The organism is Thermodesulfobacteriota bacterium, from assembly GCA_040757775.1.
Taxonomy (GTDB): Bacteria; Desulfobacterota; UBA8473; order UBA8473; family UBA8473; genus UBA8473.
This window is the reverse complement of record JBFLWQ010000015.1, coordinates 52,327-78,725: the sequence shown is the minus strand read 5'-3', so window position 1 is coordinate 78,725 and position 26,399 is coordinate 52,327. Positions and strand designations below refer to the sequence as shown.

The 26,399-nt window shown below is 42.8% G+C and carries 23 protein-coding genes; 12 read left to right on the top strand and 11 right to left on the bottom strand.

Annotated features, from left to right (window positions below; all coding sequences use genetic code 11):
• Positions 1–378 precede the first annotated feature (378 nt).
• The 3 genes from AB1401_10315 to AB1401_10305 are packed head-to-tail and all read right to left on the bottom strand — an operon-like array spanning position 379 to position 3,307.
• A complete protein-coding gene (locus AB1401_10315) occupies positions 379–1,356 on the bottom strand; it encodes an electron transfer flavoprotein subunit alpha/FixB family protein (protein MEW6615845.1) in 978 nt (325 codons plus the stop codon).
• Positions 1,353–2,129 carry an electron transfer flavoprotein subunit beta/FixA family protein gene (locus AB1401_10310; protein ID MEW6615844.1) on the bottom strand — a complete coding sequence of 259 codons (777 nt, stop codon included), beginning with the start codon at positions 2,127–2,129 and terminating at the stop codon, positions 1,353–1,355. Before AB1401_10310 ends, AB1401_10315 begins: the two co-directional genes overlap by 4 nt.
• Positions 2,130–2,140: 11 nt before the next feature.
• Positions 2,141–3,307, bottom strand: a complete 1,167-nt coding sequence (locus AB1401_10305; protein ID MEW6615843.1) for an acyl-CoA dehydrogenase family protein — start codon at positions 3,305–3,307, stop codon at positions 2,141–2,143.
• Positions 3,308–3,877: 570 nt separating this feature from the next.
• On the opposite strand from AB1401_10305, the gene yedE reads away from it, so the two are divergent.
• The 12 genes from yedE to AB1401_10245 all read left to right on the top strand — a co-directional run bounded on the left by yedE (position 3,878) and on the right by AB1401_10245 (position 16,683).
• The gene (gene yedE / locus AB1401_10300; GenBank protein MEW6615842.1) at positions 3,878–4,957 is read left to right on the top strand and encodes a YedE family putative selenium transporter; all 1,080 of its coding nucleotides are present in this window, start codon (positions 3,878–3,880) and stop codon (positions 4,955–4,957) included.
• Entirely contained in the window at positions 4,954–5,508 is a 555-nt protein-coding gene (locus tag AB1401_10295; GenBank protein MEW6615841.1) for a DUF3343 domain-containing protein, read from the top strand. Before yedE ends, AB1401_10295 begins: the two co-directional genes overlap by 4 nt.
• 2 nt (positions 5,509–5,510) lie before the next feature.
• Positions 5,511–6,413, top strand: coding sequence for a sugar kinase (locus tag AB1401_10290; GenBank protein ID MEW6615840.1), 903 nt, complete (start codon positions 5,511–5,513; stop codon positions 6,411–6,413).
• Positions 6,373–7,422: a selenide, water dikinase SelD gene (gene selD, locus AB1401_10285; GenBank protein MEW6615839.1), complete on the top strand. Its 1,050-nt coding sequence runs from the start codon at positions 6,373–6,375 to the stop codon at positions 7,420–7,422. Before AB1401_10290 ends, selD begins: the two co-directional genes overlap by 41 nt.
• Positions 7,423–7,424: 2 nt before the next feature.
• On the top strand, positions 7,425–8,018 hold the full coding sequence (yedF, locus tag AB1401_10280; GenBank protein MEW6615838.1) for a sulfurtransferase-like selenium metabolism protein YedF: 594 nt from the start codon (positions 7,425–7,427) through the stop codon (positions 8,016–8,018).
• 206 nt (positions 8,019–8,224) lie between these two features.
• The gene (locus AB1401_10275) at positions 8,225–9,496 is read left to right on the top strand and encodes a double-cubane-cluster-containing anaerobic reductase (GenBank protein ID MEW6615837.1); all 1,272 of its coding nucleotides are present in this window, start codon (positions 8,225–8,227) and stop codon (positions 9,494–9,496) included.
• Positions 9,497–10,017: 521 nt separating this feature from the next.
• Positions 10,018–10,683 (top strand): hypothetical protein, encoded by a 666-nt coding sequence (locus tag AB1401_10270; protein MEW6615836.1) that lies wholly within the window; start codon positions 10,018–10,020, stop codon positions 10,681–10,683.
• A 145-nt stretch (positions 10,684–10,828) separates the two neighbouring features.
• Positions 10,829–11,632: a DUF169 domain-containing protein gene (locus AB1401_10265; GenBank protein MEW6615835.1), complete on the top strand. Its 804-nt coding sequence runs from the start codon at positions 10,829–10,831 to the stop codon at positions 11,630–11,632.
• A 9-nt stretch (positions 11,633–11,641) separates the two neighbouring features.
• Positions 11,642–12,301 carry a DUF1847 domain-containing protein gene (locus AB1401_10260; protein ID MEW6615834.1) on the top strand — a complete coding sequence of 220 codons (660 nt, stop codon included), beginning with the start codon at positions 11,642–11,644 and terminating at the stop codon, positions 12,299–12,301.
• A 10-nt stretch (positions 12,302–12,311) separates the two neighbouring features.
• Positions 12,312–13,847 (top strand): AMP-binding protein, encoded by a 1,536-nt coding sequence (locus AB1401_10255; protein MEW6615833.1) that lies wholly within the window; start codon positions 12,312–12,314, stop codon positions 13,845–13,847.
• Between the two features lie 189 nt (positions 13,848–14,036).
• Positions 14,037–15,455 carry a 3-oxoacyl-[acyl-carrier-protein] synthase III C-terminal domain-containing protein gene (locus AB1401_10250; GenBank protein ID MEW6615832.1) on the top strand — a complete coding sequence of 473 codons (1,419 nt, stop codon included), beginning with the start codon at positions 14,037–14,039 and terminating at the stop codon, positions 15,453–15,455.
• 13 nt (positions 15,456–15,468) lie between these two features.
• Complete coding sequence (locus tag AB1401_10245) at positions 15,469–16,683, top strand: acetyl-CoA acetyltransferase (GenBank protein ID MEW6615831.1); 1,215 nt, start codon at positions 15,469–15,471, stop codon at positions 16,681–16,683.
• 45 nt (positions 16,684–16,728) lie between these two features.
• Here the strand turns inward: AB1401_10245 and AB1401_10240 are convergent, their stop codons facing one another.
• The 8 genes from AB1401_10240 to AB1401_10205 all read right to left on the bottom strand — a co-directional run bounded on the left by AB1401_10240 (position 16,729) and on the right by AB1401_10205 (position 26,313).
• Complete coding sequence (locus tag AB1401_10240; protein MEW6615830.1) at positions 16,729–18,474, bottom strand: tetratricopeptide repeat protein; 1,746 nt, start codon at positions 18,472–18,474, stop codon at positions 16,729–16,731.
• Between the two features lie 72 nt (positions 18,475–18,546).
• Entirely contained in the window at positions 18,547–19,857 is a 1,311-nt protein-coding gene (locus tag AB1401_10235; protein MEW6615829.1) for a tetratricopeptide repeat protein, read from the bottom strand.
• 17 nt (positions 19,858–19,874) lie between these two features.
• Positions 19,875–20,111 (bottom strand): SelT/SelW/SelH family (seleno)protein, encoded by a 237-nt coding sequence (locus tag AB1401_10230; protein ID MEW6615828.1) that lies wholly within the window; start codon positions 20,109–20,111, stop codon positions 19,875–19,877.
• A 59-nt stretch (positions 20,112–20,170) separates the two neighbouring features.
• On the bottom strand, positions 20,171–20,371 hold the full coding sequence (locus AB1401_10225) for a hypothetical protein (protein MEW6615827.1): 201 nt from the start codon (positions 20,369–20,371) through the stop codon (positions 20,171–20,173).
• 42 nt (positions 20,372–20,413) lie between these two features.
• Entirely contained in the window at positions 20,414–20,893 is a 480-nt protein-coding gene (locus tag AB1401_10220; protein ID MEW6615826.1) for a hypothetical protein, read from the bottom strand.
• Between the two features lie 103 nt (positions 20,894–20,996).
• Positions 20,997–21,713, bottom strand: a complete 717-nt coding sequence (locus AB1401_10215) for a SprT family zinc-dependent metalloprotease (GenBank protein ID MEW6615825.1) — start codon at positions 21,711–21,713, stop codon at positions 20,997–20,999.
• On the bottom strand, positions 21,713–24,856 hold the full coding sequence (locus tag AB1401_10210) for an HsdR family type I site-specific deoxyribonuclease (protein ID MEW6615824.1): 3,144 nt from the start codon (positions 24,854–24,856) through the stop codon (positions 21,713–21,715). Before AB1401_10210 ends, AB1401_10215 begins: the two co-directional genes overlap by 1 nt.
• The gene (locus AB1401_10205) at positions 24,856–26,313 is read right to left on the bottom strand and encodes a hypothetical protein (GenBank protein ID MEW6615823.1); all 1,458 of its coding nucleotides are present in this window, start codon (positions 26,311–26,313) and stop codon (positions 24,856–24,858) included. Before AB1401_10205 ends, AB1401_10210 begins: the two co-directional genes overlap by 1 nt.
• Positions 26,314–26,399: the final 86 nt, after the last annotated feature.

The following is a 26,399-nucleotide window of genomic DNA, read 5'->3' as shown; positions in this document are numbered from 1 at the left end:
CGTAGGTCCGCCGCTCGTCTTCTATCCCAGGGGAGATATTCCGACTCCAAATTTACCATTTCTCCGAGGACAGAAAAGTGGACAATTCATTTGTTACAAAAGCGGACAATTCTATTTGTTGACAACAATGTTTTTACCGCACTACTAGGACACCAGTATTGTATACAAGGTTGTTAGACTTTTCTCACCCAGGAGGGCAATGCCCGGAAGGGGATTTTTTAATAGGGTTTACCTTGTCCAGATGTAGGTTTTTTCCTTCAGGCTAGAATATCTAAAGGGGTCAGAGTCATTTTCTTGAGTGATATAAATTAAAGGATTCGGCATAAGATAGGACTTGAATAGAATAGTATAGGAAAGAACTCCCGAAGAGACACCCCTTTAACCCTTTAAAGAGTCAATGAGTGCCGGTATTACTTTAGTAACATCCCCAACAATACCATAGTCAGCTACCTTAAATATAGGGGCCTTTTCATCTGTATTAATTGCAACGATAGTGCCTGAATTTTGCATTCCTACAATGTGCTGCCCTGCACCGGAAATTCCACAGGCAATATACAGCTTCGGCTGAACCATCTTGCCTGTTTGCCCTATCATGCGTGATTCAGGTAATAAGCCAGCATCGGTAACAGGCTGGGTTGCACCAATTGTTCCTCCAAGAGCAGAAGCCAGTTCCTCAGCCAACCGCATATCTTTAAGCCCACGGCCCACGGCAATAATAATATCCGCTTCTTCAATCTTTTCGGTACCTTCTTCCTTTTTTACCTCCACCTCAACGACCTTAACATCTCCGGGCTCTATCTCAAATTCAACCATTACCGTCTTTCCATGTCTGGAATCATCTCGTTTTGGAAGGGAGGCTATGCCAGGCTGAACTGTAGCCATTTGGGGCCTCGTATCGGTTACGATAGTCGCCATGTAATCAAAATACGGGCAAATCTGAAGCAACTGTCTATTTTCCTTATCCATCTTTAAATCCACACAGTGAGCACTCAGTCCTGTCTTCAGCTCACAGGCTACTCTGGGAGCCAAATCCATACCAAGATGCGTGGCACTAAAGAGGACTATCTCTGGTTTATTTTTTCTGATTAAATCACATACGATACTATGGTAGGGAGATGTAGTATACCTTTCAAGGATAGGGTTCTCTATCACATATACTACATCTGCCCCATAGTATATAAGTTCCTCTGGAATGCTGCCTAAACGATCCCCTACCAAAAGAGCTGACAGTTCTACCTGAAGCTCATCGGCAAGCCCTCGCCCCAAAGACAGGAGTTCAAGACTACCCTTTATTACCTGGCTGTCCTTCCGCTCTGCAAATACCAAAACACCTCTATACTGGTCCATCTCTTTCATACTAATTCCTTACTTTTCAGGTCATTGATTAATCTGCTGGATATATCCTCTATCGAACCCCTGAGCATTTTACACTCCCTTTTTGCCTCCGGTGCAAAGACGTTAATAATCCTTGTGGGGGAGCCCTGAACGCCTATCTCATCCTCTTTCAGACCCAGATCTTCTGCACACCATTTATGTGTATCCTTTTTTGAGGCTTCGTAGATCTCAAGATAGGTCGGCATCCTTGGTTCATTTATCCCTTTAACAACTGTAACCAGGGCTGGCAACCAAGCTTCCACAGTTTCATATTCATCTTTCAGCTGTCTTTTTGCCCGCATCTTTCCGCCATCAAGTACCAGATCTATAATATACGTTATCTGGGGTATCCCCAGATAATGGGCAATCTGTGGTCCCACATGTTGCGTACCACTGTCAGCGGTCTCTTTACCACACAGCACTAATTGAACATCGTCCAGTTTTTTTATAACTGTGGCCAAAGCAAAGGCAGTAGCCAGTGTATCCGCACCGGCGCATACCCTGTCACAGACGAGAACGGCCTTGTCTGCTCCCATGGCTAACCCATGGGTCAGGGTATTCTCCACATCCTTTGGTCCCATAGAGACAAGCGTTACCTTGCCTCCATGTTTCTCTTTTAAGGTTACTGCCAACTCCAGTGCATTCTTGTCACAGGGGTTAATGACGCCTTTTATCCCATCCCTGATCAAAGTGCCCTTTGTTTTATTTATCCGAATCTCTTCTGGTACCTGCTTAACACAAACTACTATATTCATACCAACACCATTTAATCGAGAGCCGAATCGAGTACAATCTTCTCGCTCTTCAGCATTTCAGCAGCGATTATCATCCTCTGAATCTCACTTGTTCCTTCACCTATGGTGCACAACATGGCATCTCTCCAATAACGCTGTACAGGAAACTCCATCGTAAGCCCGTATCCTCCATGTATCCGTACGGCTTTATAGGTCACCCGGTCAGCAACTTCGGAAGTGTAGAGTTTCGCCATGGAGGTCTCCTTCGTATGTTTGACTCCCTCATCTTCCATTTGCAATGCCCTGAATGTAAGGAGCCTTGCAGCATCAATCTCTGTAGCCATATCCACAAGCATACCCCTGATTATCTGAAAATCTGCGATGGGCTTGCCGAACTGCTGGCGTCCCTGAGCAAATTTGATCGATTCCTCCATGGCAGCCCTTGCTACCCCAACTACTCCTATAGCCAGGTATAACCTTATTGCATCGTACAGGATCATCATGTCAAAAAAACCCTTGTTGAGTCTGCCAATCAAATTCTCTTTAGGCACTCTGCAATTCTCGAAAATCAACTCGCCGTTACTGATAGCCCTGTTACTTATAAGTTCTACCCTTCTCCCAATAGTCATACCGGGGGTGTCCTTTTCCACACATATCGTGCTTATTCCACCATAGCGACTCTCAGCCGTACGCAGTGTAATAAAATAAAAGTCTGCTTTCCCAAGATTGGAGACAAACCACTTTGTCCCATTGATTACCCATTCATCCCCTTCCAGCTTGGCCCACGTCCCAACAGATGCAGCATCTGTCCCAGCATTGGCCTCGCTACCGGCATGGGCACCCATCTTTTTCCCATCGAATAGGTACCGCATCCACCTTTTCTTATTCTCCTCTGTTCCCACCTTCATTAGCTCATAGGCCATATACCATGCCATATTCGTCGCTACCATTGCCGTCAAAGAATCCCGGGCAATCTCTTCACAGATTATCGCCTGATCTATATGGCTTCCACCAGCACCCCCATACTCTTTGGCTATAACCACACCCAGCAGTCCCTGCTTGGACAGCTTTTCGATAATGCTGTAATCAAACTCCGCTGTTCTGTCAAATTCCGCTGCCTTTGGGGCAATCTCCTTATCGCAAAATTCCCGGGACACCTTCTTCAAAACATCTTGCTCTTTAGTGTAATTAAAATCCATTTCAAACCTCCTTTAATTTTTTATTGGTTTTGACTTAGTTAGCTACGATTAACCAATTATTAAATATTGAAAAATAGTCCTTTTCCCTTAATTTTTTGAGGTATATAAATCCTGAAAAAAACAAATTGGCGCCTTATCCAATAACGATAAAGCTTAAGCGGTGTAAGGTAAGACTTAATCTGAAAATTGTAAAAAAGAATACAACCAACACAGTATTATTGTCAAGAGAAAAACAAGGTATCAATAAGAATCGAAAGTCAAGGAAAAATTTTTACGGTAAAATTAATGCATTCTAACTATAGGTCTCCCCTATAACTATACAGCCCAACTATTGAAATTACCTATTTGCAATCAAATTATGAGTGTGGTTTAATTTGATGACTCTTTTTCAACTTGAATAGTTATTATGGTGATGTTTTTCAACTTGCGGGCTCAACAGCGGGCTAGCCCGCTGTTGCATGTCCCCACAAGTAACCAGCAAATCCTCGATAGATCAAAAAGTATGCTCCGGATTATGGAAAGGGTAACTTTTCAGCATGAACTAATTACATATTATAGGGGGAGAGTTATATGGAAAGCATAGTCAGGTTCTTCGGTTCTAAAAAGGGGATTCTTTGTGCAGGCCTTTTCATTGGGGTATTCGCAGCACTACTTCAAAAATGGGGCAATCCTCCAAATATGGGGATCTGTGTGGCATGTTTTGAGAGGGATATAGCAGGGGCGCTGGGGTTGCACAGAGCAGATGTTGTACAGTACATAAGACCGGAAATAATTGGGTTTGTTCTTGGGGCATTTATCTCTGCCCTTATTTTTAGAGAGTTTAAGCCACGGGTGGGATCCGCCCCCATTGTGAGGTTCATGCTTGGCTTCTTCGCAATGATCGGAGCATTGGTCTTTTTGGGCTGTCCATGGAGGGCATTATTGAGACTGTCCGGTGGAGATGGAAACGCTATCCTTGGGCTTGCCGGTTTGACAACAGGGGTAGGACTCGGTGTATACTTTCTGAAATCGGGCTATAATCTCGGTCGAAGCCAGAAGACCTATAGATTTGTGGGTTGGATAATGCCTCTTATTATGATCGGACTCTTAATCCTCCTTGTTGCTGAACCCAAATTACCTTCAGGGGCTGTTTTCTTCAGTGAAAAGGGTCCCGGGGCGATGCATGCCCCCCTCATTATCTCACTGGTCATAGGCCTGGTAATAGGCATCCTGGCACAGAGGAGCAGGTTCTGTACCATGGGCGCTATCAGGGACATAATCCTGATAAGGGACTTTCACCTCATGACCGGGATATTTGGGCTTTTGATAGGGGCATTTGTGACAAATATTATACTTGGTCAGTTCAATGCCGGTTTTGTGGGGCAACCGGTTGCCCACAACAACCATATCTGGAACTTTGGGGGGATGCTTCTGGCAGGTTTAGGCTTTGCGTTAGCGGGTGGATGTCCGGGGCGTCAATTATTCCTGTCCGGTGAAGGAGATGGAGACTCAGCAATTTTTGTCATCGGGATGATTGCCGGTGCTGCCTTTGCCCATAATTTCGCCATAGCCAGCTCCCCAAAGGGTGTAGATTTGTGGGGACCTGGCGCCGTAATCGTTGGGCTTATCTTCTGTTTCGTCATCGGTTTCTCAATGAAAGAGAAGGTATGAAAGGAGAAATGAAAATACAGAGACTCTTTTCAGGGAAATCAGAAAAACATAAGGAGGAAGATTTCAGGGGGCTGCTGGTATATCCAAGCACAAGTGATGTTATTTCTGCTGAGAAGATCCTGAAAAAAGCAGGATATAAGGTGAGAGTTGTGGGGCCACCCCCTCACTTGAGGACCGGCTGTGATCTCGTCATAGAATTCCTGCTTATCGAACAACTTGGCATTGAGCGTATCCTTAAGGAAAAGGGGAGGATTCCCCTTAAGGTCATTCCAATTTCAGACGAAATCCTTGAACCCATTGACCTCTGTCAAAAAAAGGACTTTGGAGACTATCTGATGATAAGGGCAGCTAACATGAAATTGGTCATAGATAAGAGAACAGAGCAGATTGTAAACATATCCGGCGGTGGTTGCCCTGATGTGCCCTACCTGGCTGAAATGCTTATCGGAAAGCACCTTAAAGAAACCCCTTCTCCCAGAGACCTTGGGCATACTGTCTGTGCCTATGCCCTCCATATCGCATATGAAGAAATGTTGAAAGAAGTGGGTTAATTATGCTACTGTTAGCTGGAACAATCCCCGATCCGGGATTGCCGTTGATCTACGGAAGGGCAAGGATCAAAAATGACAGGCTGTTTATAGGTGAAAGGACATTTTATCCTAAGCGTGGCACACCTTCTATGATCGGAACAGCAGCTACCATTTGCCAGATTATAGGGTTAGATGAACCATATTGTGTTATAGCCGGTGATATAGGGAAGGGGGATGGGAGCAAAATAGTGTATGATTATCTTACTGAAAACATACATACCTTAAAACCTACTGTCTGCAGCTTTCATTATATAATGCCAGATTTAATACTGCATCATAAGCTTTTTTGCGCTTTAGAGAAGATTAAGAACAAACCTTTTTTGGTAGCCGATGCCGGGTACATGTATATCGCAAAAATGAGCGGCTGTGCTGATTTTTATGACCTGTTCACACCGGATATTGGAGAATTGGCATTTCTGGCTGATGAAAAATCCCCTCATCCCTTTTACACAAGAGGGTTCATCTTCCACAGGCATGATGAGGTAGAAGATTTTATAACAAAGGCATACGAGACAAAAGGTACGCCTCGATTCTTACTGGTCAAAGGGTTTGTTGACTTTATATGCGAAAACGGAATAGTTCTAAAAAAGGTTGCTGAACCCAATATCGAGGCCCTCGAATGCATAGGTGGGACGGGTGATACAATAACCGGTATGGTTGCAGGATTGATCTTCGGAGGGCATCAAGCTATTGATGCGTGCCATATATCGGCAATGGTCAACAGGGTTGCAGGGTCGTTGTGCAATCCAACACCGGCGACACAGGTGATTGAAATAATCAGATGCATACCTGAGGCGCTGGAAATCATTAGAAAGGAATATCTCAATGGAAGACAACAAAATTCCAAAACTCACAGAAACTGTTAAAGGAGCAGGTTGAGCATCGAAGCTGGGTCCGGCGGACCTGGCTAGGGCATTATGTGATCTTCCCTTAATGGATGATCCAAACCTGATTGTAGGCATGGAAAGGGCTGAAGATGCCGGAGTTTATAAATTATCCGATGATCTGGCAATTATCCAGACTGTGGACTTCTTTACCCCCATAGTTGATGACCCGTATATGTTCGGTCAGATAGCTGCTGCCAATGCCCTGAGTGATGTCTATGCTATGGGAGGGAAACCCCTGACTGCAATGAATATAGTTTGCTTCCCCATAAAGGCTATGGATATATCCATACTGAGGGAGATCCTTAAAGGCGGCATTGAGAAGATGAAAGAGGCAGGAGTCACACTGGTCGGGGGACATAGCATAGAAGACCCAGAGTTGAAGTACGGTCTTTCTGTTACAGGGACAATTCACCCCTCTAAGGTGTTAACAAATGTAGGGGCAAAGGCAGGAGATAGACTTATTCTTACCAAGCCTCTGGGTACCGGGATAATCAATACGGCAATAAAAGGTGGAATGGCAACAGAGGATTCGATTGAGATGGTTACAAAGTGCATGGCCAGTTTGAATAAAAGGGCATCGGAAATCATGCAGGAAGTGGGAGTGAATGCCTGTACTGACGTGACGGGATTCGGTCTTCTGGGTCATGCATTTGAGATGATTGAGGGCACCAGGAAAGGGATAGTAATCAATGCCTCCGATGTTCCCATACTCCCCGAAGCCCTGAACTTCGCAAAAATGGGCATTATTCCAGGAGGAACATATCGCAATAGAGAGTTTAGAATTGGGCGTTTAGATTTAAATCCGAACCTCTCAATTTATATCACCGATGTCTTTTTCGATCCACAAACTTCAGGGGGGCTTCTCATAGCAGTACCTGAAAATAAGGCATATGAACTGGAAAAAAGACTTAAAGAGGAAGGCATAAAAGAAGCAGCCATAATCGGAGAGGTAATGGAAGATTCTGAAGAGAGGATATTGGTACGGTAAAAATGACTAAGGCAGTCGATGCAAGGGGGCTTGCATGCCCTCAGCCTGTGATCAACACGAAAAAGGCACTGGAAGAAATTGAAGAAGGCATCCTCACAGTAATAGTGGATAACGTGGCAGCACGAGATAACGTCCGACGCTTTGCAGAAAGTCAGGGCTGCACAGTGAAGGTTGAGGAAGATAACGGAGACTATCGTCTTGAGATAGCTAAAGGATTTTCCTGTGAAGTCGGATCAAAAACCAGGGAGGGCAAAGGAAATGACAATATCGTCATCTACATAAATTCCAATTTAATGGGTGTCGGGGATGAGGAATTGGGGAAGACCCTCATGGATGCTTTCCTCAAAACCATGATTGTTGCTGATCCACAACCCAGGAAACTCATCTTTGCAAATAGCGGTGTTAAGCTGGTTATTGAGGGATCGGATGTGGTGGGACATATAAAAGAGATGGAAAAGAAAGGAGTCGAAATTCTTTCCTGTGGGACATGTCTCAGCTTCTATGGAATTAAGGAAAAGCTTCAGGTTGGAGTAATATCCAATATGTACGATATTATTGAGTCACTTGTCGAAGCGGATAAGGTAATAAGTCCTTAATAGACACCTGGAGGGAGTGAACAAGAAAAGAAGGGGGGGCTATCAGCGAACCGCCAAGTTCTTCATCTGATAGCCCCGCCACCCTACACAAAAGGGGTTACCCCCCTTTTTTCAGGTTTTTTTATTTTAGACTAACTTATTCCAAAAGTCAACCCTCAGATTCTGGGAGAGATTTTTTAATAAACATAGACAAGAAAGGAGAAAATATGAGCGATTATAATGAGATGTGGAAAGGGTTAGGTCTGGATATGGAGAGGCATGACCAACTGTTAAGTGCCTTAGGGGCGATCTATTCCGATGTTTACATAAGTCAGAAAGACCGTCCAAAAGGAATGGAGTATTTTGACTTTGTTATGTCCGAGGTTCACGGGTTGAGGATCAAGGAGCTTTTAGACCACAAAGAAAAGGGCGGCAAAGTGGTCGGGACTTTCTGTCTTTATGTCCCGGATGAGATAATACTTGCTGTTGGTGGTGTGAGCGTGGGACTCTGTGGCGGCGCCCAGTTTTCTGTTCCTGATGCAGAGGCCGTGTTGCCAAGAAATCTTTGCCCACTAATCAAGTCTGCCTTTGGCTTCAAAATCTCCAAAATCTGTCCCTACTTTGAGGCTTCAGACTTTGTTATAGGCGAAACCACCTGCGATGGGAAAAAGAAGGTGTGGGAGCTTCTCAATGAGCATATCCCCACCTATGTGATGGAACTCCCTCAAATGAAAAGAGATATCGATAAAGATCTCTGGTTTAAAGAAGTCAATAATTTCATGAAAAAGATGGAGGAAGAGGCAGGTACCAAGATTACCGCAGAATTGCTGGAAGAAAAAATCAAACTCATCAATGAGAAACGTAGAGCTATGCAGAGGGTTTTCGATACGCGTAGGGCAAACCCGCTCCCCATAAGTGGAAAAGATTCCTTACTTATATCTCAGATCGCCTTCTATGACGACCCCAAAAGGTTCACCACCAAGGTCAACGAACTGGCAGATGAACTCGAGGAACGAAATAAGAAAGGGGAAGGGGTATTTGATGAAAAGAGGCCCAGGATACTGGTCTCCGGCTGTCCAATGGCAATACCAAACTGGAAACTCCACAGTGTCATAGAGGACAGTAGCGGAGTGGTGGTATGTGAGGAGAGTTGTGTAGGTACAAGGTACTTTACCAATTCAGTGGAGGAAGGGCGTCCCACAATGGAAGAGAAGGTGAAAGCCATTGCGGATCGCTACATGAAGATTAACTGTAGTTGTTTCAGCCCAAATGAAGAGCGGATAGATGATATCCTTAAGTATGTTAAAGATTATAAGGCTTCAGGAGTAATCCACTATACACTCCAGTTCTGCCATACATACAACGTTGAGTTTGTTAAAGTAAAAGAGGCACTGAAAAAGGCCAAAATACCTGTTCTGGAGATTGAGACAGACTACAGCGAAGGCGATATAGGGCAACTGAAGACCAGGGTGGAAGCCTTTGTTGAACATATATCGTAGTAAAGGGTTATAGAGTTCAGTTGTCAGGGGTCAGGAAAAGCCTTTCTGACAACTGGTCACTAACCACCGTAAACTGTTATGTCTCCCAATACGGTTTTTTCCCATGAGCCGCTACTTTGACGGGAGGGAAATAGAGGGGAATACAGGGGATAGGTTCGGCTTTCTTCCTAGCTTATCCCCTTCCACCCTTAAGCCCCCTATAAATCCTCCTCCTTTTCAACTTATCTCTTGACTCTTTATTTTAACTGTGTTTTAAAACAGTAACGTATGTAAAGTCACGGGGCAATTTTAATCCATGCCTTCTTCTGAAGGCAGTTCTGGCCCTTTGAACTTATGAATTAAATCACCCTCCTGTCATTCCGTGCTGACCCCGTATCGAGTACGGGGCAGGCGCGGGATCCAGTGTTTTCAAGCGGTTCTGGATTCCGGCTTTCACCGGAATGACGCAGGGAAACTCTTTTTCAAAGGTCTCAGCTCTAGATGGATTAGGTTAAAGGCTATCTTGGAGAGGTAACACGATTATGCCTGCAAATGGAATAAAATGGAAAGACATGGGAACAGAACTGAGACACCACCTGCCCTTTAGCGTATTCAGCGTGGCGGTGGGGATAACAGTACTGGGTGTAATCTCCTATATGTCTGCCCTGATGGGTGTAATAAATTTTTCTCAGGCTTCTTACAGACTGTTCCATATATTCCATCCACTTCATATGCTCTTCAGTTCCATGGCAACTACTGCTATGTTCTGGAGGTATGAGAGGAAACTTGTAAAGGCAATAGTAGTTGGCTTCATCGGTGCAGTGGGAATCTGTGGTATAAGCGATATAGTAATGCCATTCTATTCTGGCAGACTCCTTGGGGTTAAAATGCACTGGCATATCTGCATAGTTGAACACTCACAAATTATCTTGCCTTTTGTGGCTGTGGGCATATTGACTGGTTTGATGGTACCAGAGGTTCGAAGGAGTACCATTTTTTCTCATTCCGTCCATGTCCTGATAAGCAGTATGGCATCCATCCTTTACCTCGTATCTTTTGGGTTATCTGAGTGGGTCCAGGTGATAGGTATGGTCTTTGTATTCATGATATTGGCGGTAATAATCCCCTGTTGTATCAGCGATATTGTCTTTCCTTTACTTTTAGTTGGAGAAGAAGCCAGACTCGAAGAACATGAGCATATGCATTAGTTTCCTTTAAATTTTGATATCTTCGCAAAAAGTTCATAAATTTTACTCTTTCGGAGATTGCCAGAGTGATACAAGGATTTTTTAATGAAGCTATTCTTTGCAATTCTATAATTTAACCTATTAAGAAAACAAGGAGAAAAATCAGATGAAAAAATGGGGGGATATAGTAAGAAAGATGGAACTTCTTTTACGGCTGAAAACCTTTCCAGTAGCCTTCAAACTTTTGGAAGACACCAAAGAGATAGAAGGTAACAAATGGATACGCCGTCTTACAAAGAGACTCACCTTATGTCAACTTATAACAATAGTCCGGACCTACGACTGGACAATAGGTGCCACTGCTGACGATTTTCTTGGTCCCGGTTGTGGTAGAATAATAGGATTAGTGGAAGCGCCTGATTACATTAAGGATGGTACTTTACGTTCTATCGTATGGTGTAAGACCAAGGAAGGCGCCAGGAGATGCGAAGAACAAATCCCTTGTGTCCCGACAGGCAAATACAACGCAGTACTTATGGGGCCTTTGGTTTATAATCCCTTCGATCCTGATATTGTGCTGATATACGGCAACCCTGCTCAAATGATAGTTCTCATTAATGCCCTCCAGTTCGAAGACTATGAACAGTTCCAGTTCTTTTGCGTTGGGGAATCCGCATGTGCCGACTCTATTGCCAGGTGCTACTTAAATAACAAACCATCTCTTGCTATCCCCTGTTACGGAGAGAGGAGATATGCACATGTCCAGGATGATGAACTGGTAATGGCCTTACCCGCTTCCTGGATGGAAAAGGCAATTGCTGGTCTTGAAGAACTTTACAAAAGGGGAGTCAGGTATCCTATTTCTTACTATGGGGCACAGGTCGATCCTACCGCTGGTTTTCCACCCAGTTACCAGGTTCTCTTTGATAGCAAGGAGGAAGATTCAGGGTTCAAGAGGTTCGATAAATAGGGGGAAAAGATGATTGAACCGGAAAAATTACAGTGTGGCAGATGCCCCAAAAAGATTTGCTGGCTGGGTTTTTCTAGCGATGGACCATCCTTTTGTCCAATGAAGACAAAGCTCCCAATACTGGAAGAGGCAAGAAAGAAGCTGCTGAATAAGGAGACAAAGGAGACAATCCGTGCCGTTGCCCTGACGTGGAAGGATTCAGGTTTGAATTTGACCCGAGTTGAAGAAACCATAATCTTTGCAAAACACATGGGCTATAAAAAGCTTGGCATAGGCTTTTGTATAGGGTTGTCTGAGGAAGTCGAGATACTTTCTAATATTCTTGAGAACAATGGGTTCGATGTGGTATCAGCATGCTGCGTAGCGGGCGGCCTTTCCTCAGAAGACATGGATATTAAAGAGGAAGAAAAAATATTCCCGGGACGGGGACGACAACCTCAATGTAATCCAGTCGGACAGGCATTTCTTCTGAATGAACAGAAAACCGATTTGAATATCCTGTTTGGATTATGTACGGGTGACGATACTGTCTTCATCAAACATTCGGATGCCCCTATTACTGTTTTAGCAGTCAAGGATAGGATCCTGGGTCACAATCCTCTGGCAGCAATCTATACCTCTAAGAGGTTCTATACAAGACTTCAACCCGGGAAGCCGAAAGAAAGATGATGGTGATATTATGTTAGGTGAAATTCTGGAAAGAAATGCGAGAAGATACCCCAATAAGTCAGCCATAGTATCTCAGGCAAAATGTCTCACATTTGGCTCTCTCAATGAGAGAGCCAATAGACTCACAAACGCCCTGTTTGACCTTGGTGTGAGGAAAAAGGACAGAATTGCCATAGTGGCAGATACATGTTTCCAGCATGTTGAAATTTCCTGTGCCGGGGTTAAAGGAGGAACCGTAATTACCCTGCTCAACCCCGGTTTGACCCCACGAGAGCTGACTTATCTCCTGAACAATGCTGAAGCGAATACTATTGTCCTCGGAGAAAACTACAAAGGCTTAATCGATTCCCTTCGCCCCGAATTGAAGGCAGTCAAAAACTTTATAATTCTGGGTGACACCCAGGATGACATGAAAGGGTATGATGCACTGATAAACTCCTCTTCCCCGGCAGGGCCAGAAGTACCAATCGAAGATGATGACCCCCTTTTCCTCGTATGCAGTGGTGGAACTACGGGCCTTCCAAAACAGATAATACACACACACAGAAGCTGCCTGGTTACTATGCTCAGTATAATGTGGGCCTACCGTATTGTTCATAATGATATTTGCCTCTTTACCGTTCCTGCCTTCTGGGGACAGCTTATTACCTGGCTAGTCTTTCCCCACTTCTATATGGGCTGTACGGTGGTGATACTAAAGGATGTGAATCCCAGGTCAGTGCTGGAAACAGTTCAGGAAGAGAAGATAACCACCACCTTCATCGGTTCTCCTTTCCTGCCCGTACTCCTTGATTTCCCGGAGTTGAACAGATATAATCATAGTTCCCTTCGTTGTGTACTCGTTGCAGGAGCCTCTCTGCCAACAGAGGTATGGAAGCGTGCGGTAAAGACCTTTGGCAATATATTCGGACAGCCTTATGGTTTAAGCGAAATGAGCCCCATTACGTTCCTTCCTCCTGAAGATATCGTCCCGGAGGGCCCCCCAGAAAGGGTAAATAAATTGCGCTCCTGTGGTAGAGAGGCAATCAACACACACGCCAGGGTAGTAAACGAGGAGGGACAGGATATTTCCCCGGGTGAAGTTGGAGAAATAACTGCTAAAGGTAGTAATATGATGAAAGGTTATTGGAATGCACCCAAGGCAACAGACGAAACCATACGGGGAGGCTACTTATATACGGGTGACATGGCTACTATTGATGAAGAAGGATACATCTATCTTGTGGGAAGAAGGAAAGATATTATAACCAGCAAGGGCAAAATCCTTTCTCCTTCTGAAATTGAGGATATAATATACAAGCACTCCGCCGTACAGGAGGTAGCAGTAATAGGAGTACCTGATGATGAACTGGGTGAAGCCGTTAAAGCAGTTATTATCTTAAAGACAGGGAAGAAAGCTACCTCATCAGAGATCATAAACCTTTGCCAGCAACACCTCCCTTCACATGCCATACCCCAATCTGTTGAATTTGCAACCAGCCTTCCTAAAAGTCCGGTAGGGAAGGTATTGAAACACAAACTTCGGGAGGAATATACAGCAAGATAAAGGGTTACACCCAACTTCAACAATGCCTTTCAACGTCGGAATTATGCTCTGGGTATTCCCTGACACTTTTTCTTGACAAGAAAAATGAATTAAGATAGGGTTTTTTTAGTCGGTTTTCAAAATTATCGTTGATATTTGTTAACGGGAATGCATCTCACATTCCAAAATAATCGAAAAGGAGGTTATAATATGGTAGGAATTACTTCTTATGGAGCCTATATTCCAATGTACAGGTTGAATATGCAGACACTGGCTCAGACCTGGGGTAGTTACGGGGCAAAAGGCGAAAAAGCCGTAGCCAATTGGGATGAAGACAGCCTCACTATGGCTACAGAATCTTCCATAGACTGTCTAAACGGTATGGACAGGTCATTAATCGATGGCCTGTATTTTGCCACCACAACCCCGGCTTACAGAGAAAAGCAAAATGCAAGTATAATTGCCAAGGTAATTGACCTGCGGAGGGATATAACTACAGCAGACTTTACCAACTCAGTAAGAGGCGGGACGAGTGCTTTGAAGGCCGCTATAGATGCGGTTGGTGCCGGATCGGCAAAAAGGTTTTTGGTTACAGCTGCTGATTGTCGTGTTCCAGCCCCGGATTCTCCATTTGAGAGACTTTTTGGTGATGGATCTGCATCCCTTCTGATAGGGGACTCCGATATAGCCGTGGAGATTGAAGGTAGCGTCAGCATCTCCAGTGAATTCATGGACATATGGAAGAGAGAGGAAGACAGGTATGTTCAGATGTGGGAAGAACGGTTTGTAGTTACTCAGGGGTACCTTGCCCATCTCGAGGAGGTAATCTCCATACTCTTCAAAAAGTATAACGTTACCCCAAAAGATTTTACGAAGGCGATATTCTACGCACATGATCAACGAAGACACAATGAGCTTGCAAAAAGGTTGGGTTTTGATCCAAAGGCCCAGTTACAGGATTCCCTTCTCACCACAGTGGGTCATACAGGGTCTGCTCAAGCCATGATGATGCTGGTTGCTGCCCTCGAAGAGGCAAAACCTGGAGACAGGATACTCTTTGCCAACTATGGTGATGGAGCAGATGCCTTTATCCTGAAGGTAACCAAGCAGATAGAAAAAATCAGGGACAGACGTGGTATAAAGAGGAACCTGGCATCAAAGATGGACTTACCTACTTATGGAAAGTATCTCCATTTCCGCAACCTGATGGATTGGGGTCGGCAGCGGGAGCCAGAAAAGTTTGGAGCACTGACGATGTCATGGAGGGACAGAAACTGGGTCTTCAGTTGCCATGGGCATAAGTGCAGGCAGTGTGGGACCATACAATTCCCCATGCAAAGGGTATGTACATGGTGTCAGGCCAAGGATGATTTCGATGAAATAAGGTTGTCGGATAAGAAGGGGACACTCTTTACTTACAGCATGGATAACCTGGCAACATCTGTAGACAAACCAACTGTAATCGCCATAGTTAACATAGATGGAGGAGGCAGGGTTTCTACTATATTAACAGATCGGGATCCTGAAAAGATCAGCCCTGACATAGCAGTAGAATTTACCTTTAGAAGGGTTCATGAAGCGCATGGTATTCACAACTATTTCTGGAAATGCCGTCCGGTAAGGGCATAAGGAGGGATGTAAAATGGCAGAGAGTTTTAAAGACAAGGTTGCAATTATTGGCATGGGTTGTTCCAAATTCGGGGAAAACTGGGATATGGGAAGCGAGGATATGGTTGTGGAAGCTACCTATGAGGCATTGAAGGATGCAGGTATTGAGATGAAGGACATCGATGCAGGGTGGGTAGGAACTATAGGGTTCCATGGTACCGGAGCCGGTATGACCTCTACAGGGATTACAGGGGCATCCATGTCGATGCCATTAAAGCTTCCATACAAGCCTGTTAGCCGAGTAGAAAATGGATGTGCTACCGGCACAGATGCCCTTAGGAATGCTGCTTTTGCAGTGGCAGCCAAGGTTTACGATATCGTTCTTGTTGTGGGCGTTGAAAAGCTGAAGGACACCGGTTTTGGCGGGCTCGGTGAGCTGTCCATACCTCCACACCCTGTCTTCGAGGGAGGCATAACTGCTCCTGGCATGTATGCCCTTGCAGCAACCAGATATTTCAAGAAGTATGGACTCAGCCCCGAAGAGGGAAAGAGAATGCTGGCAAAGGTTTCAGTAAAGAGTCATTACAATGCCTCAAGAAACCCCAGAGCCCATCTTCGAAATGCGATAACCGAAGATCAGGTTATGAATGCGCCTGTAATTGCATGGCCCCTCGGGTTGTTCGATTGCTGCGGTGTAACCGATGGAGCAGCAGCGGCTATCCTGTGCCGTGCAGAGGATGCAAAGAAGTTCAGAGACGATTATGTAGTTATCAAAGGGTTAGGGCTCTCCATAGGTCCTGGGCAGGGAAGCATCAGGACAGATTATGATTTTACAGTCTGGGATGAGACTGTATATGCAGCTAAAGAGGCATATACCATGGCAGGGATAAAGAACCCCAGGAAAGAGATTGATCTCGTTGAGTGTCATGACTGTTTCTCAATCTCCGAGGTCATTGCTGTGGAATCTATGGGACTCTGCGAGAGAGGAAAGGCAAGGGAAGACCTTGAAGCAGGTGCATGGACACAGGAAGGCGAAATACCAGTCAACCTCAGTGGTGGTTTAAAGGCATTTGGCCATCCCATTGGTGCCAGTGGCTGTAGAGAAGCATTTGAAATATACAAGCAGCTTCAGGGAAAGGCAGAAGACAAGTCCCGTCAGTTAAAGAATCCAAAACTTGGTATGGTTCATAATCAGGCTGGCCTGCCGGGTAAGTTCATGTGTGCAATAGCCCTTTATGGCCTTCCCTAGTAAATAAAAAACAAAACCATCAGAGAGCTTTAAAAACCCAGGTTTTTAAAGCTCTCTATTTATTTCGTTCAGATGCTTTCTGGCAAAACCAATGGAGGGATCCAGGCTTAGTGCCTTTTTGAACATAGGAACAGCCTTTTCTATCTCCCCTTTTTCTCTGAGATTCACCCCTATATTTGCGTAATCGATAGCAGAGTTCGGGTCTATCTCCACGGCTCTGGAGAAGCATTGTATAGCATCATCATATTCTTTCAGTTTGAAATAACAGTACCCCATAAGGTTATGAATGTCCTTCCTTCCCTCCTCCGCTTCCATAGCCCTTTTAAGGTCTAAAAGGGCATCTTCATACCTCTCCATCTCTTTATAGCAGGAGCCCAGGTAAAAGTGGATACTGCCTAAGTCTCCTTCCTGAGGTTGGGATGTGAGTGCCTTTTTGAGATAGTCTAAAGCGGTATCAAGGTCTCTCATGCCTAGAAAGCAGAGCCCCATATAATAATAGACAGGGCTCTTTTCGGTGAAAAATTCTTCTGCACGATTCATCATCGCAAGTCCTTCACTGTATTCCTCCAGATTTATATGACTTAGCCCCGCATAAAAATACACATCCCCCAGGGGAAGCTGGTCAGACCCCATTTTCAGGGCATCCTGGAACCTGTCAATTGCCTCTATATAATCCCTGAGACCGAATTCACACAGGCCCCTATAATAATAGATCATGGCTGAAGATGGGATATGCCTTTCTGCCTCTTCCAGGGTAACCATTGCCTTCTCGTTTTCCTTTCTTTTGAGATGACACAATGCCTTGGAAAGGAGGATAGTTCCCATATCCTCAAGTTCGGTACGCTCCGTCAGCACTCTGTCGAAATGTTCCAGCGCGCTTTTGTAGTCTTCCTGTTTGACCAATTCCATGCCAATTTGAAAGGAAATGCTAAATGCCTCTTTTTCGCGGTCATTTATCCTGAGGGTATCCTTCATAAGAGATAGCGATTCTACAGCACAGTTCATACAATCGCTCCGCCTGTTTTCATAGGTTTCGAATGTCATGAGCAGCTCAGGCAGACTGTTCATAGAGTAAAGGTTTGAAACGGGCTGTTTTGAGGATACTGCCTTGAAGCAGTTGTAAATATCCCCATCTTTTTCTCTCAATATAACAGAAGGGCATCCTTGAAGGGGATTCTTTATCGGCGCACTGGCCCATACCATAAGGTCATCGAATACAGAATGGGTTCCCAGGGTATTTATGAGCCTTTCCAGCTTATTTCCCCCACCCAGTTCCAGATAAATCCTTTCTCTGTCACTCTTCATAATCCCTTTGATTCCGTTAGGGAGACTATTTTCTGTGATGTAGATACTGGGAATCATAAGTCGATCTCTCAGGAACTCCAGGGATCTGTTGAGGAATACTATATCATCGTCCTCTTCTGCTGTAAGTATGGGTAAGATCATAATACGGGATACGCTCTGGTGAAGGTATCCTTCCCTATTAAAAGGGCTGATTATCTGGAAAAAATCGTTGTAAACATCTTCCAGTAAATCTTCAGAAGGTAACGGATGAACAGGATGGATGTTTATCCTGTAAAAGAAGTATCTTTTTAGAAACAGGGCGATCTGTTTTATCGTCTCCCTCACACGGGGGAAACCTCTCTCAATATCTTTTACAATAAGGTATATATCCGCAGATATATCAATGTAAGGAAAGAAACCGGTAAAATATTCCTGAAATTCCTGAGAAGAATAGCCGTCTGACCGGTCCAGAATAAGATACAATTTCTTTATTGAACTCTCTGACATTATAAAAACTCTCTCTTTCCCCTTATCCAGGAAGCCACTACCCGTAAAATATTTTTCTATGCGAATTGGAATTCAGTTTACTAATCTTTCGAACTCTTTGTCATTGCTCAGATTTTTGAAGTTTAAATCTGCCTTTGCCCTTTGTTTCAGGTTTGCGTCAAGCTTTATCGCTCTGGCCAGGAATATCATGGCCTTTTCTTTTCCCTCCCTGTAATAATAAAAAATAGCCAGATTATAGTAACCATCTGCGAATTTAGGATCTATGTCTAACGTTGCGTTGAAATCTTTTTCAGCCTGCTGATAATTCCCCAAACCGTTATATGCCCACCCCCTTTGAATTAATGCATATTTATTGTCAGGGGACAATTTTAATGCCGTATCCGCATCTTTTATCGCCTCTTGAAAGTTCCCCAGACCGTTATAAGACCAACTGCGCATAAAATAATTAAAGGGTTCGTTCGGGTTGATCTTTACAGCATTGTCCATATCTTTCTTAGCTTGCAGAAAATTGCCCAAGGCATTGTATGCCCAGCCCCTGTGATAATATGCCCATTGGTTATTCTGGTTTATGCTTAATGCCTTATCCAGATCAACGATCGCCGACTGATATTTGCTCAATGCGTTGTAAGACCAGGCGCGCTGAACGTATGCATGCTCATTTTTTGGCTCCAGTGCTATTGCACTGTCCAAATGAACGATTGCCTTTTTATAATTACCTGCCCCGTTATATGCCCATGCGAGATGAATTAGTGCTGTGACGTTGTCCGTCTCCAAGCCGACCACTTTTGAGTAGGCTGCGATTGCCTCCTGGTAGTTGCCCGCTATGATAAGTGCATATCCCTTATCAAACCATTCCCTGGAAGACAGCTTCTCGACAGCTTTTGTGTACTCCTGCTGTTTTTTGGCATTGGTCTTCATGGTCTCCAGTTCTTTTCTTAACTTATCAATCTCCTTCACGGCATCATCTGCCTTCCTGCTGGTTTCTTCGAGCACCCTGCTCATAGTTTGGTCTGCACGGATTTTCTCGATTGAACGGGTCACTTCTTCCGGGTCAGCTACTATCTTTGCTTTCAGATAATATGTTTTTCCATCCCATCTTTCATCAATAACCATGATTCTCGTTACACCTGCTGTAAAAGCAGTCAATTGATCCTTTGTTAATTCAAAGTTTTTAACCGCTGTCTCGCTTTTCAGATACGTCCCCAGTTCCTCCAGAACAAGCCTCTTAACCTGTTCAAGAGCGATTGTTCTGCTGGAAACCTTGCTGTCGAGGTCGCTTGCACGATAGGTATACTCTTTAATAAATATTTTCTCTTCAGGATATGCATTAACTGCAAATAACAAAGGATACATACAGATAATCAATACTATAATCTTGCTCATCTGCTTTCCTAACATTGCTAACCTCGCTTTAAATTCATTTTTTTTAACAAATCAATTACCTCTTCTTCCTTTGGAAATCGACCAACCTCGTGTTTAGAAAATATGAGGTTGCCATCGGCAACGACATCAAAAATCCCATTGCTGCCCTTAATTAATTTTACCTCAATACCGAATTCTTTTTTTATTTTTGCCGCCAAACTGGAGGCTTTTGGCAGATAGTTTCAAGATGTACAGTATTTTATCGATATTTTCATGTCTCACTCCTTTTCATCTTTTTTAAGGTTTCCACAACCTGGTGGACGTCAGCTAAACATCACTTTCCTTTCGGATTTTCCTCAGCACAATTGCACCTTCCTGCCTTCTTTTCAGAGGAAATCTTTTCGTAGATCAAAGAACGATTGTTAGTAACAAAGTCATTTTCGATATCTCTTTTCGTATAGTTAAAACAGTAGCATACTAAATCGTCACCTTTGAATTCATTTCTTTTTTGAAAATTCGGTTCAATTTCAATCATTTTTTTACTCACAAGGTTACCAATATAATTTCACGTATTAAATTAAGTGTGGACTGTCCCTATTTTTGTCACAGTATGCTCTTTTCTATATCGATTCCATTGATATGTTATAAAAAGCATAGTGGATATTAAACCCAACCAACCTATAAACCTGACAAAATTTGCAACGGCAGTATCGTAATTTAATAGACCAATGCCTGTAAATATCGTTGTCCAATCGTGTTCGCCGCTGCCCACCAGCGGTAATTCTTGTGCCCTTGAGTCTGCCATGTATCTGGCAATGTTAAAAAAGTTTTCAAATAACCATAACATTGAAACTGAAAAGGAGACTAAGGCTGCCTGTCGTAAAAAAGTCAACGCCGTTATTATCGGAAATACCAACTGCCCCAGAGTACCGCCATAAAGCCCAAGTGTACTGCCAAAAATTCCAAATATTATATGCCCGGCTTCATGAAACAGGAGATTTGCGTGATCGATGATAAAGATAAAGCCATCAGCATCAAAAATTAATGTAATAATCAATAATAAGAATCCTATTGTAAAGGCTATAAATTTCGGTGTTGTTACGTTGTTTATTTTATTTAAATTATCGCTTGGTATCATTTTTAATAAATATGAATTTTAATCAATAGTTCCAATATGTATGGCTTATAGGTAGTCTGCTTAATTCTGTTTTCAACTGCTTCCAGTTTGGCAAGTATTTATCCATGTAATATAGAAACCTGTCATTGTGATGCCTTTCCAACAAGTGAACCATTTCATGTACGATGATATATTCTAAACAATAATCCGGCTTCTTAGCCAGCTCGAGGTTTATCCAAATTCTTTTCTTTTCAATATTGCACGAGCCCCACTTGGTTTTCATCCGCTTTACTTGCCACTCGTTCACTTTGACATTCAATGTTTTTTCCCATTTTTCAATCATTGCGGGAATTTGTTTTTTCAGTTCAACCCGATACCATTCGGTCATTATTGTATGCCGTTTTTCAACTGGTATCCCAGGTCTTACATAAAGGTCGATGTAAGTTTTGTTTTTTAAAATAACCTTGGGTGGTGCATCCTCTTCAATGATATTCAGTAGGTATCTTTTGCCTTGAAAATAATGGCTTTCCCGGTTTTTGTATTCTCTTGGTGTAATTCTTTCCTGCCCTTCAAATTTTAGTCGGTGTCGTTTTATCCAGCCTAATTTTGAAATAGCAAAAAGGCGAACTGCATCATCATTTGCTTTTAATGGTACGGCAATGCGCACCCTACCTGTTGGCGGATAAACGGCCAGATGTATGTTTTTAATGTTTTTACGAACTACATCAATTTTGATATTGTTGACAGTGATTTGTTCCATCAGTATTCTCTTTGATTTTTAACAAGATTGAACACATATGAAGCATCCGGCTCTTTAATGCCGTATTCTTCCAATACTTCTCCAATTGCGTATTTGACGGCTTTTGACTTTTGAATATTATCTCTCCACCCGTCTTTTTTCGTTGTTAATATTTTATGGTCTAATTCATTTGCAATTGCTTCGTTTCTGCCAAGATTATCATACAATGACCTTTTAGCGTTTGTATTTATTGAAAAAGGATACTCAGAATTAGTGTTTGGTTTCTTCACTTTTTTTGAAAGGTCAATGATTTCCTGCAAATACTTTTCGTATTCCAAAGTGGCTTCTTTGCGCAGCTTGATGAGTTCATCTAAAAGCACGCTCATTTTTTCATAGTAAACAGGGTTGGTCGGGCTTTCTTCAATTATTACTTTACGCAAATTGTTTTCTATGGCTTCCGCCATTGCATCTTTATTATCACGGATTTTTTTGGGTACATCATTTATAGCATCTTTTCCTTTTTCAACCAGCAATTCAACCATACTCATGTCATCAAAATTGGCAAGCATACGACTTTCTTCCGCTCCGATGTAGCTGTCAATCAAATAACGCATAGCAGGCTCATATTGTTTCAAGTCGATATAATCGCCACTGGCAAGCTGTATCTCTTTTCGCAGGTTTTCAAAGTGTTTGATGTCGTTTTTAATCTGCTCTGCTTCTTTATCAGTATAACCTGCTTCTTTCATTTCATCGGCTATGTTGGTATATGCCCGGATGAGCGCAATGGTCAGTCTATACAAGGAAACCCGTTTCGGTTCGGTGTCTTTCAGTTCATCCGGGTTTTCGGTGTTTTTGCCGCAGAAGTAATGAATATGGGAAAGAGTGTCTTTGGGTGGTTCAACGGCTTCACATAATGCCTTTACGGCTTCCAATGCCTCTTCTAATCTTTCTTTGCCTTTTTGCAGGCGGTCTTTTAATAAGCCTTCAATGTCTGCTTTTTCATAGCCACTGAACACTTCGGAAGTATAATCCTTGAAAGCTATTTCCAAACTCCTGAACAAATCCATGTAGTCAATTATGTATCCGTATTCCTTATCATCATCCAATCGGTTTACACGGCAAACTGCCTGAAAAAGCCCGTGGTCCCTGAGTTTTTTATCCAGGTACAGGTAAGTGGCCGATGGTGCGTCAAAACCGGTGAGCAGTTTGTTTACAACAATCAGCAATTTCATCTGGGCAGGTTCTTCTACAAATTTTTTCTTTACCTCTTTTTCAAACTGCTCGACCTTGTTGATAGCTGTATCGGGGTCTTCGTTAAAATAGTTTGCCAGCATTTTTCGATATATCTCAAAACGCTGCAATTTTTCGGTGTATCCTTCGCCTGTTTCTTCTCCCTTAATATCAGTATGGGTTGGAACGAATGACGTTACAATAGCCATATTTTTTAAACCTGCGTTTTGAAACAGCTCATAATAACGACAGGCATTGTATATACTGTCTGAAACCAGCATGGCATTGCCCCTGCCGTTTTGGAGACGTTCTTTTTTCTCCATGTCGAGCATCATGTCAAGTACGATTTTTTCCAATCGCGATTTGGAACTGAACACCTTTTTCAGCGTGCCCCATTTCTGTTTCAACTCGGCTTTGGCAAAGTCAGTAAGGCCACGGGTTTTGAGTTCAAACCATTCGTCAACCTTTCCCGACGATGTAATGTTTTGCTCTATGTCTCTGGCTTCATAACGTAAATCCAGCACTACCTTATCGTTTACGGCTTCATCAAATTTGTAAGTATGAATGTATCTTCCGAAAACTTCCAAGCTGGTCTTTTTGTCGGATTTTAGTAAAGGAGTTCCGGTAAAACCAATAAATAAAGCATCGGGTATAAATTGTTTCATGGCCTCGTGTAACTTGCCAGTCTGTGTTCGGTGGCATTCGTCCACAAATACATAGATATCGCCTTTAGCTTTAAAATTAGAAGGGATGCTACTGCGTAAATCCTGCAAATAATCATCCATGTCTTTGTCATCCACCTCTTCCTTACCACCAAATTTGTGAATCAGTGAACACATCAGCAAAGGCGAATTATCATTTAGTTTATTCAGCAAATCTTTTCCGCTTTTGGTACGGTAAATATCTTCCTGAACTCCTTTGTACACTTTTTCTATCTGGTCATCCAGTTCCTCACGGTCGGTAATAATCAGCACCCTGGCGTTGGGGTTGTATTCCCTGATCCATTTGGTGAGCCATACCATCGTTAAACTCTTGCCACTACCCTGTGTGTGCCAGATGATGCCGCCTTCTCCGCGTTTCACAAAATCCTGTGCGGCTTTAACGCCGAAATACTGATTGGGTCTGGCCAGTTTTTTTTGCCCTCTGTCATAGACAATAAAATCGTGCAGCAACTCAATAAAGCGTTCTTTATGCAGCAATTCCACAATGTTTTTATCGAGCGGATAATCATAACAGGTTGCTCTGTCACGGATGGGCTTGGTAAGTTGAAGCAAGTACAGATGGTCTTTATTGACTTCTTCACTGACCTCTTTCCATCTCAGGAAATATTTCTCTTTGGTATCAATCGCGGCATGCGCAAGGCCTTCAATGTCATTTCCTGCCATGACATACTGAATGGTGCTAAAAAACGACTTTATGAAGATATGTTTTTGATTGTCCAGGTTTTGACGGATGCCTTCAGATATGGATACGGTGCTTCGTTTGAGCTCCAAAACACCCAATGCAATACCGTTCACATACAAAATAATATCAGGACGTTTTTTGTGGATTCCTTTGATGGTAACTTCTTCGGCAATGGCAAAATCGTTTTCTAAGGGGTTTTCCCAGTCAATGAGCCAGACGGTTTCCTTGTTCTGTCCGATTTCGGGCTGCACATTCACGCCATAGCGAAGCATGGAATACACTTCCTTATTGACGTCATAAAGTGATTTACCCTGGTCATTGGCTGTTTTGCCGAATTCATACAGAGCTTTGTCTATCAGGTTTCGGCTGTATCCTTTTTGGGTGAGATAATTGGCTAATATTTCTTCCTCAATGTTGCTGTTGTCTTCCCGTTCTTCCCAATTGCCGAGATAACGGTATTTCAGTTCATTTTGAAACAACGCCACCACACGGTTTTGGGTTTCCCGTTCTTTTTTGCCGATGTTGTCCATTATTCTGCTCCATAGTGTTCTAATAAAAGAGCATGAATTGAATTGAGATTTTCATTTTTTGCCATAGCCAACACACCATTAGATGCTTTGTAATCTACAGTGTATTTTCTAACAGAGGCTTTAACCTTATCTAGATAGGAGATTGCTTCAGGTTTAAAACTGCTTGTTGTCCAAAATTCGAAATACTGCTTTCGACTCCTATATTCATTATTACAGTCTAGCCAGTTTCGGATGATGTTTATTTTTGTTTCCCATTCCTGTATCGTTGGCAAATCAATTACCTGATTTGCATTATTTCCTTTGCATTCAAATATTCGTATTGCTTTACTGCCTTCGAAACAAATTACATCAATTTCAGCTTTTCTACCATTTTGATCATGAATTTTTTTCCTAATATCTACATAACCACTAAAAGCTTTTGAAACAATATGTCCTGCAACTAATTCAAATAATTGTCCGCGGATATTATTCGATTTTCCTTCCAGTTTAGCAACCGAACGAATCATTTTCGAAATCTCCTCCTCTGATTTCTTTGTGGCCGCGGCTGACATGTTTTCCAAAGTATTCTTGAGGTCTGAGAGTAAAGCACCTACAGAGTCGCCAAAAAGGTTTCCTGGTGTTGTAATTAAGAATCCTGATTTCTTGCCTAAGGTGAACGCATCTGGTTCGAAATTATTTCCTATCAAAATGGGGAAAAATCTACCAGGGTATTGACTTCTCGATGACTCGAATTTTTTAATAAAGTATTTAATGTGTTCTGTTTGAATGTTGTATTGTGGGAGAATATCTACGACAATAAAACCTGGTTTTACATTTTCTTTCTTTATACAAAAAGGGAACACATACGAAGGAACTGTTATATCCCAATAATAGGAATTGAAATCACTAGAGCGTTTCAGTTTGTTATAAGAACCAAGCCCGGTTTTCTTCAACCAGTCCGTCATAGCTGCTACAATTAATTCCTCCAAAACTTCAAGCACTTCGATCTTGTCCTTGTTGAAACAAGATGCCAGATTAATGTTCAACTCTATTAGTTCTACTCCACCTTCATTTTTTTTAAAAGCAAGTTTTGAATTAATCAGTTCACTAACTAAAAGATTGAAATTTTTCTGTTTCTTCCGCTTTTCTGGTGCGCCTGATAATACCTTGAATTTCTCCAGACTTGCCTTCCCACCCCTGGCGGCCAAAGCAACAATTGCACCATAATGTATAGAGTTTGTCTCTTTTAGTGCCGCAACTAAATTTTCAAAGAATTTGGTTGTATTTTCTTGATCCTCTAAATAAAAAAAGTAAGCCCTCCTGGGAAAGAGCTTTACATGGAGCTTTTTAACTTGTTTGCTGACCCTCGAAATTTGCTTGCGGGCAGCTTCATCAGATAATCCAGATGCCAATATCGTCTGTTTTATTGATGAAGAAAGCATTGGCCCGTTCTTTTTAAGAAGTTCTTTTATATCCATGTCACACTGCGCTATTTATAATACTATTGCTAAGGAGCCCTTTAAATTTTTAATAATCGTGAAACATTAACTATATCATCTACTTA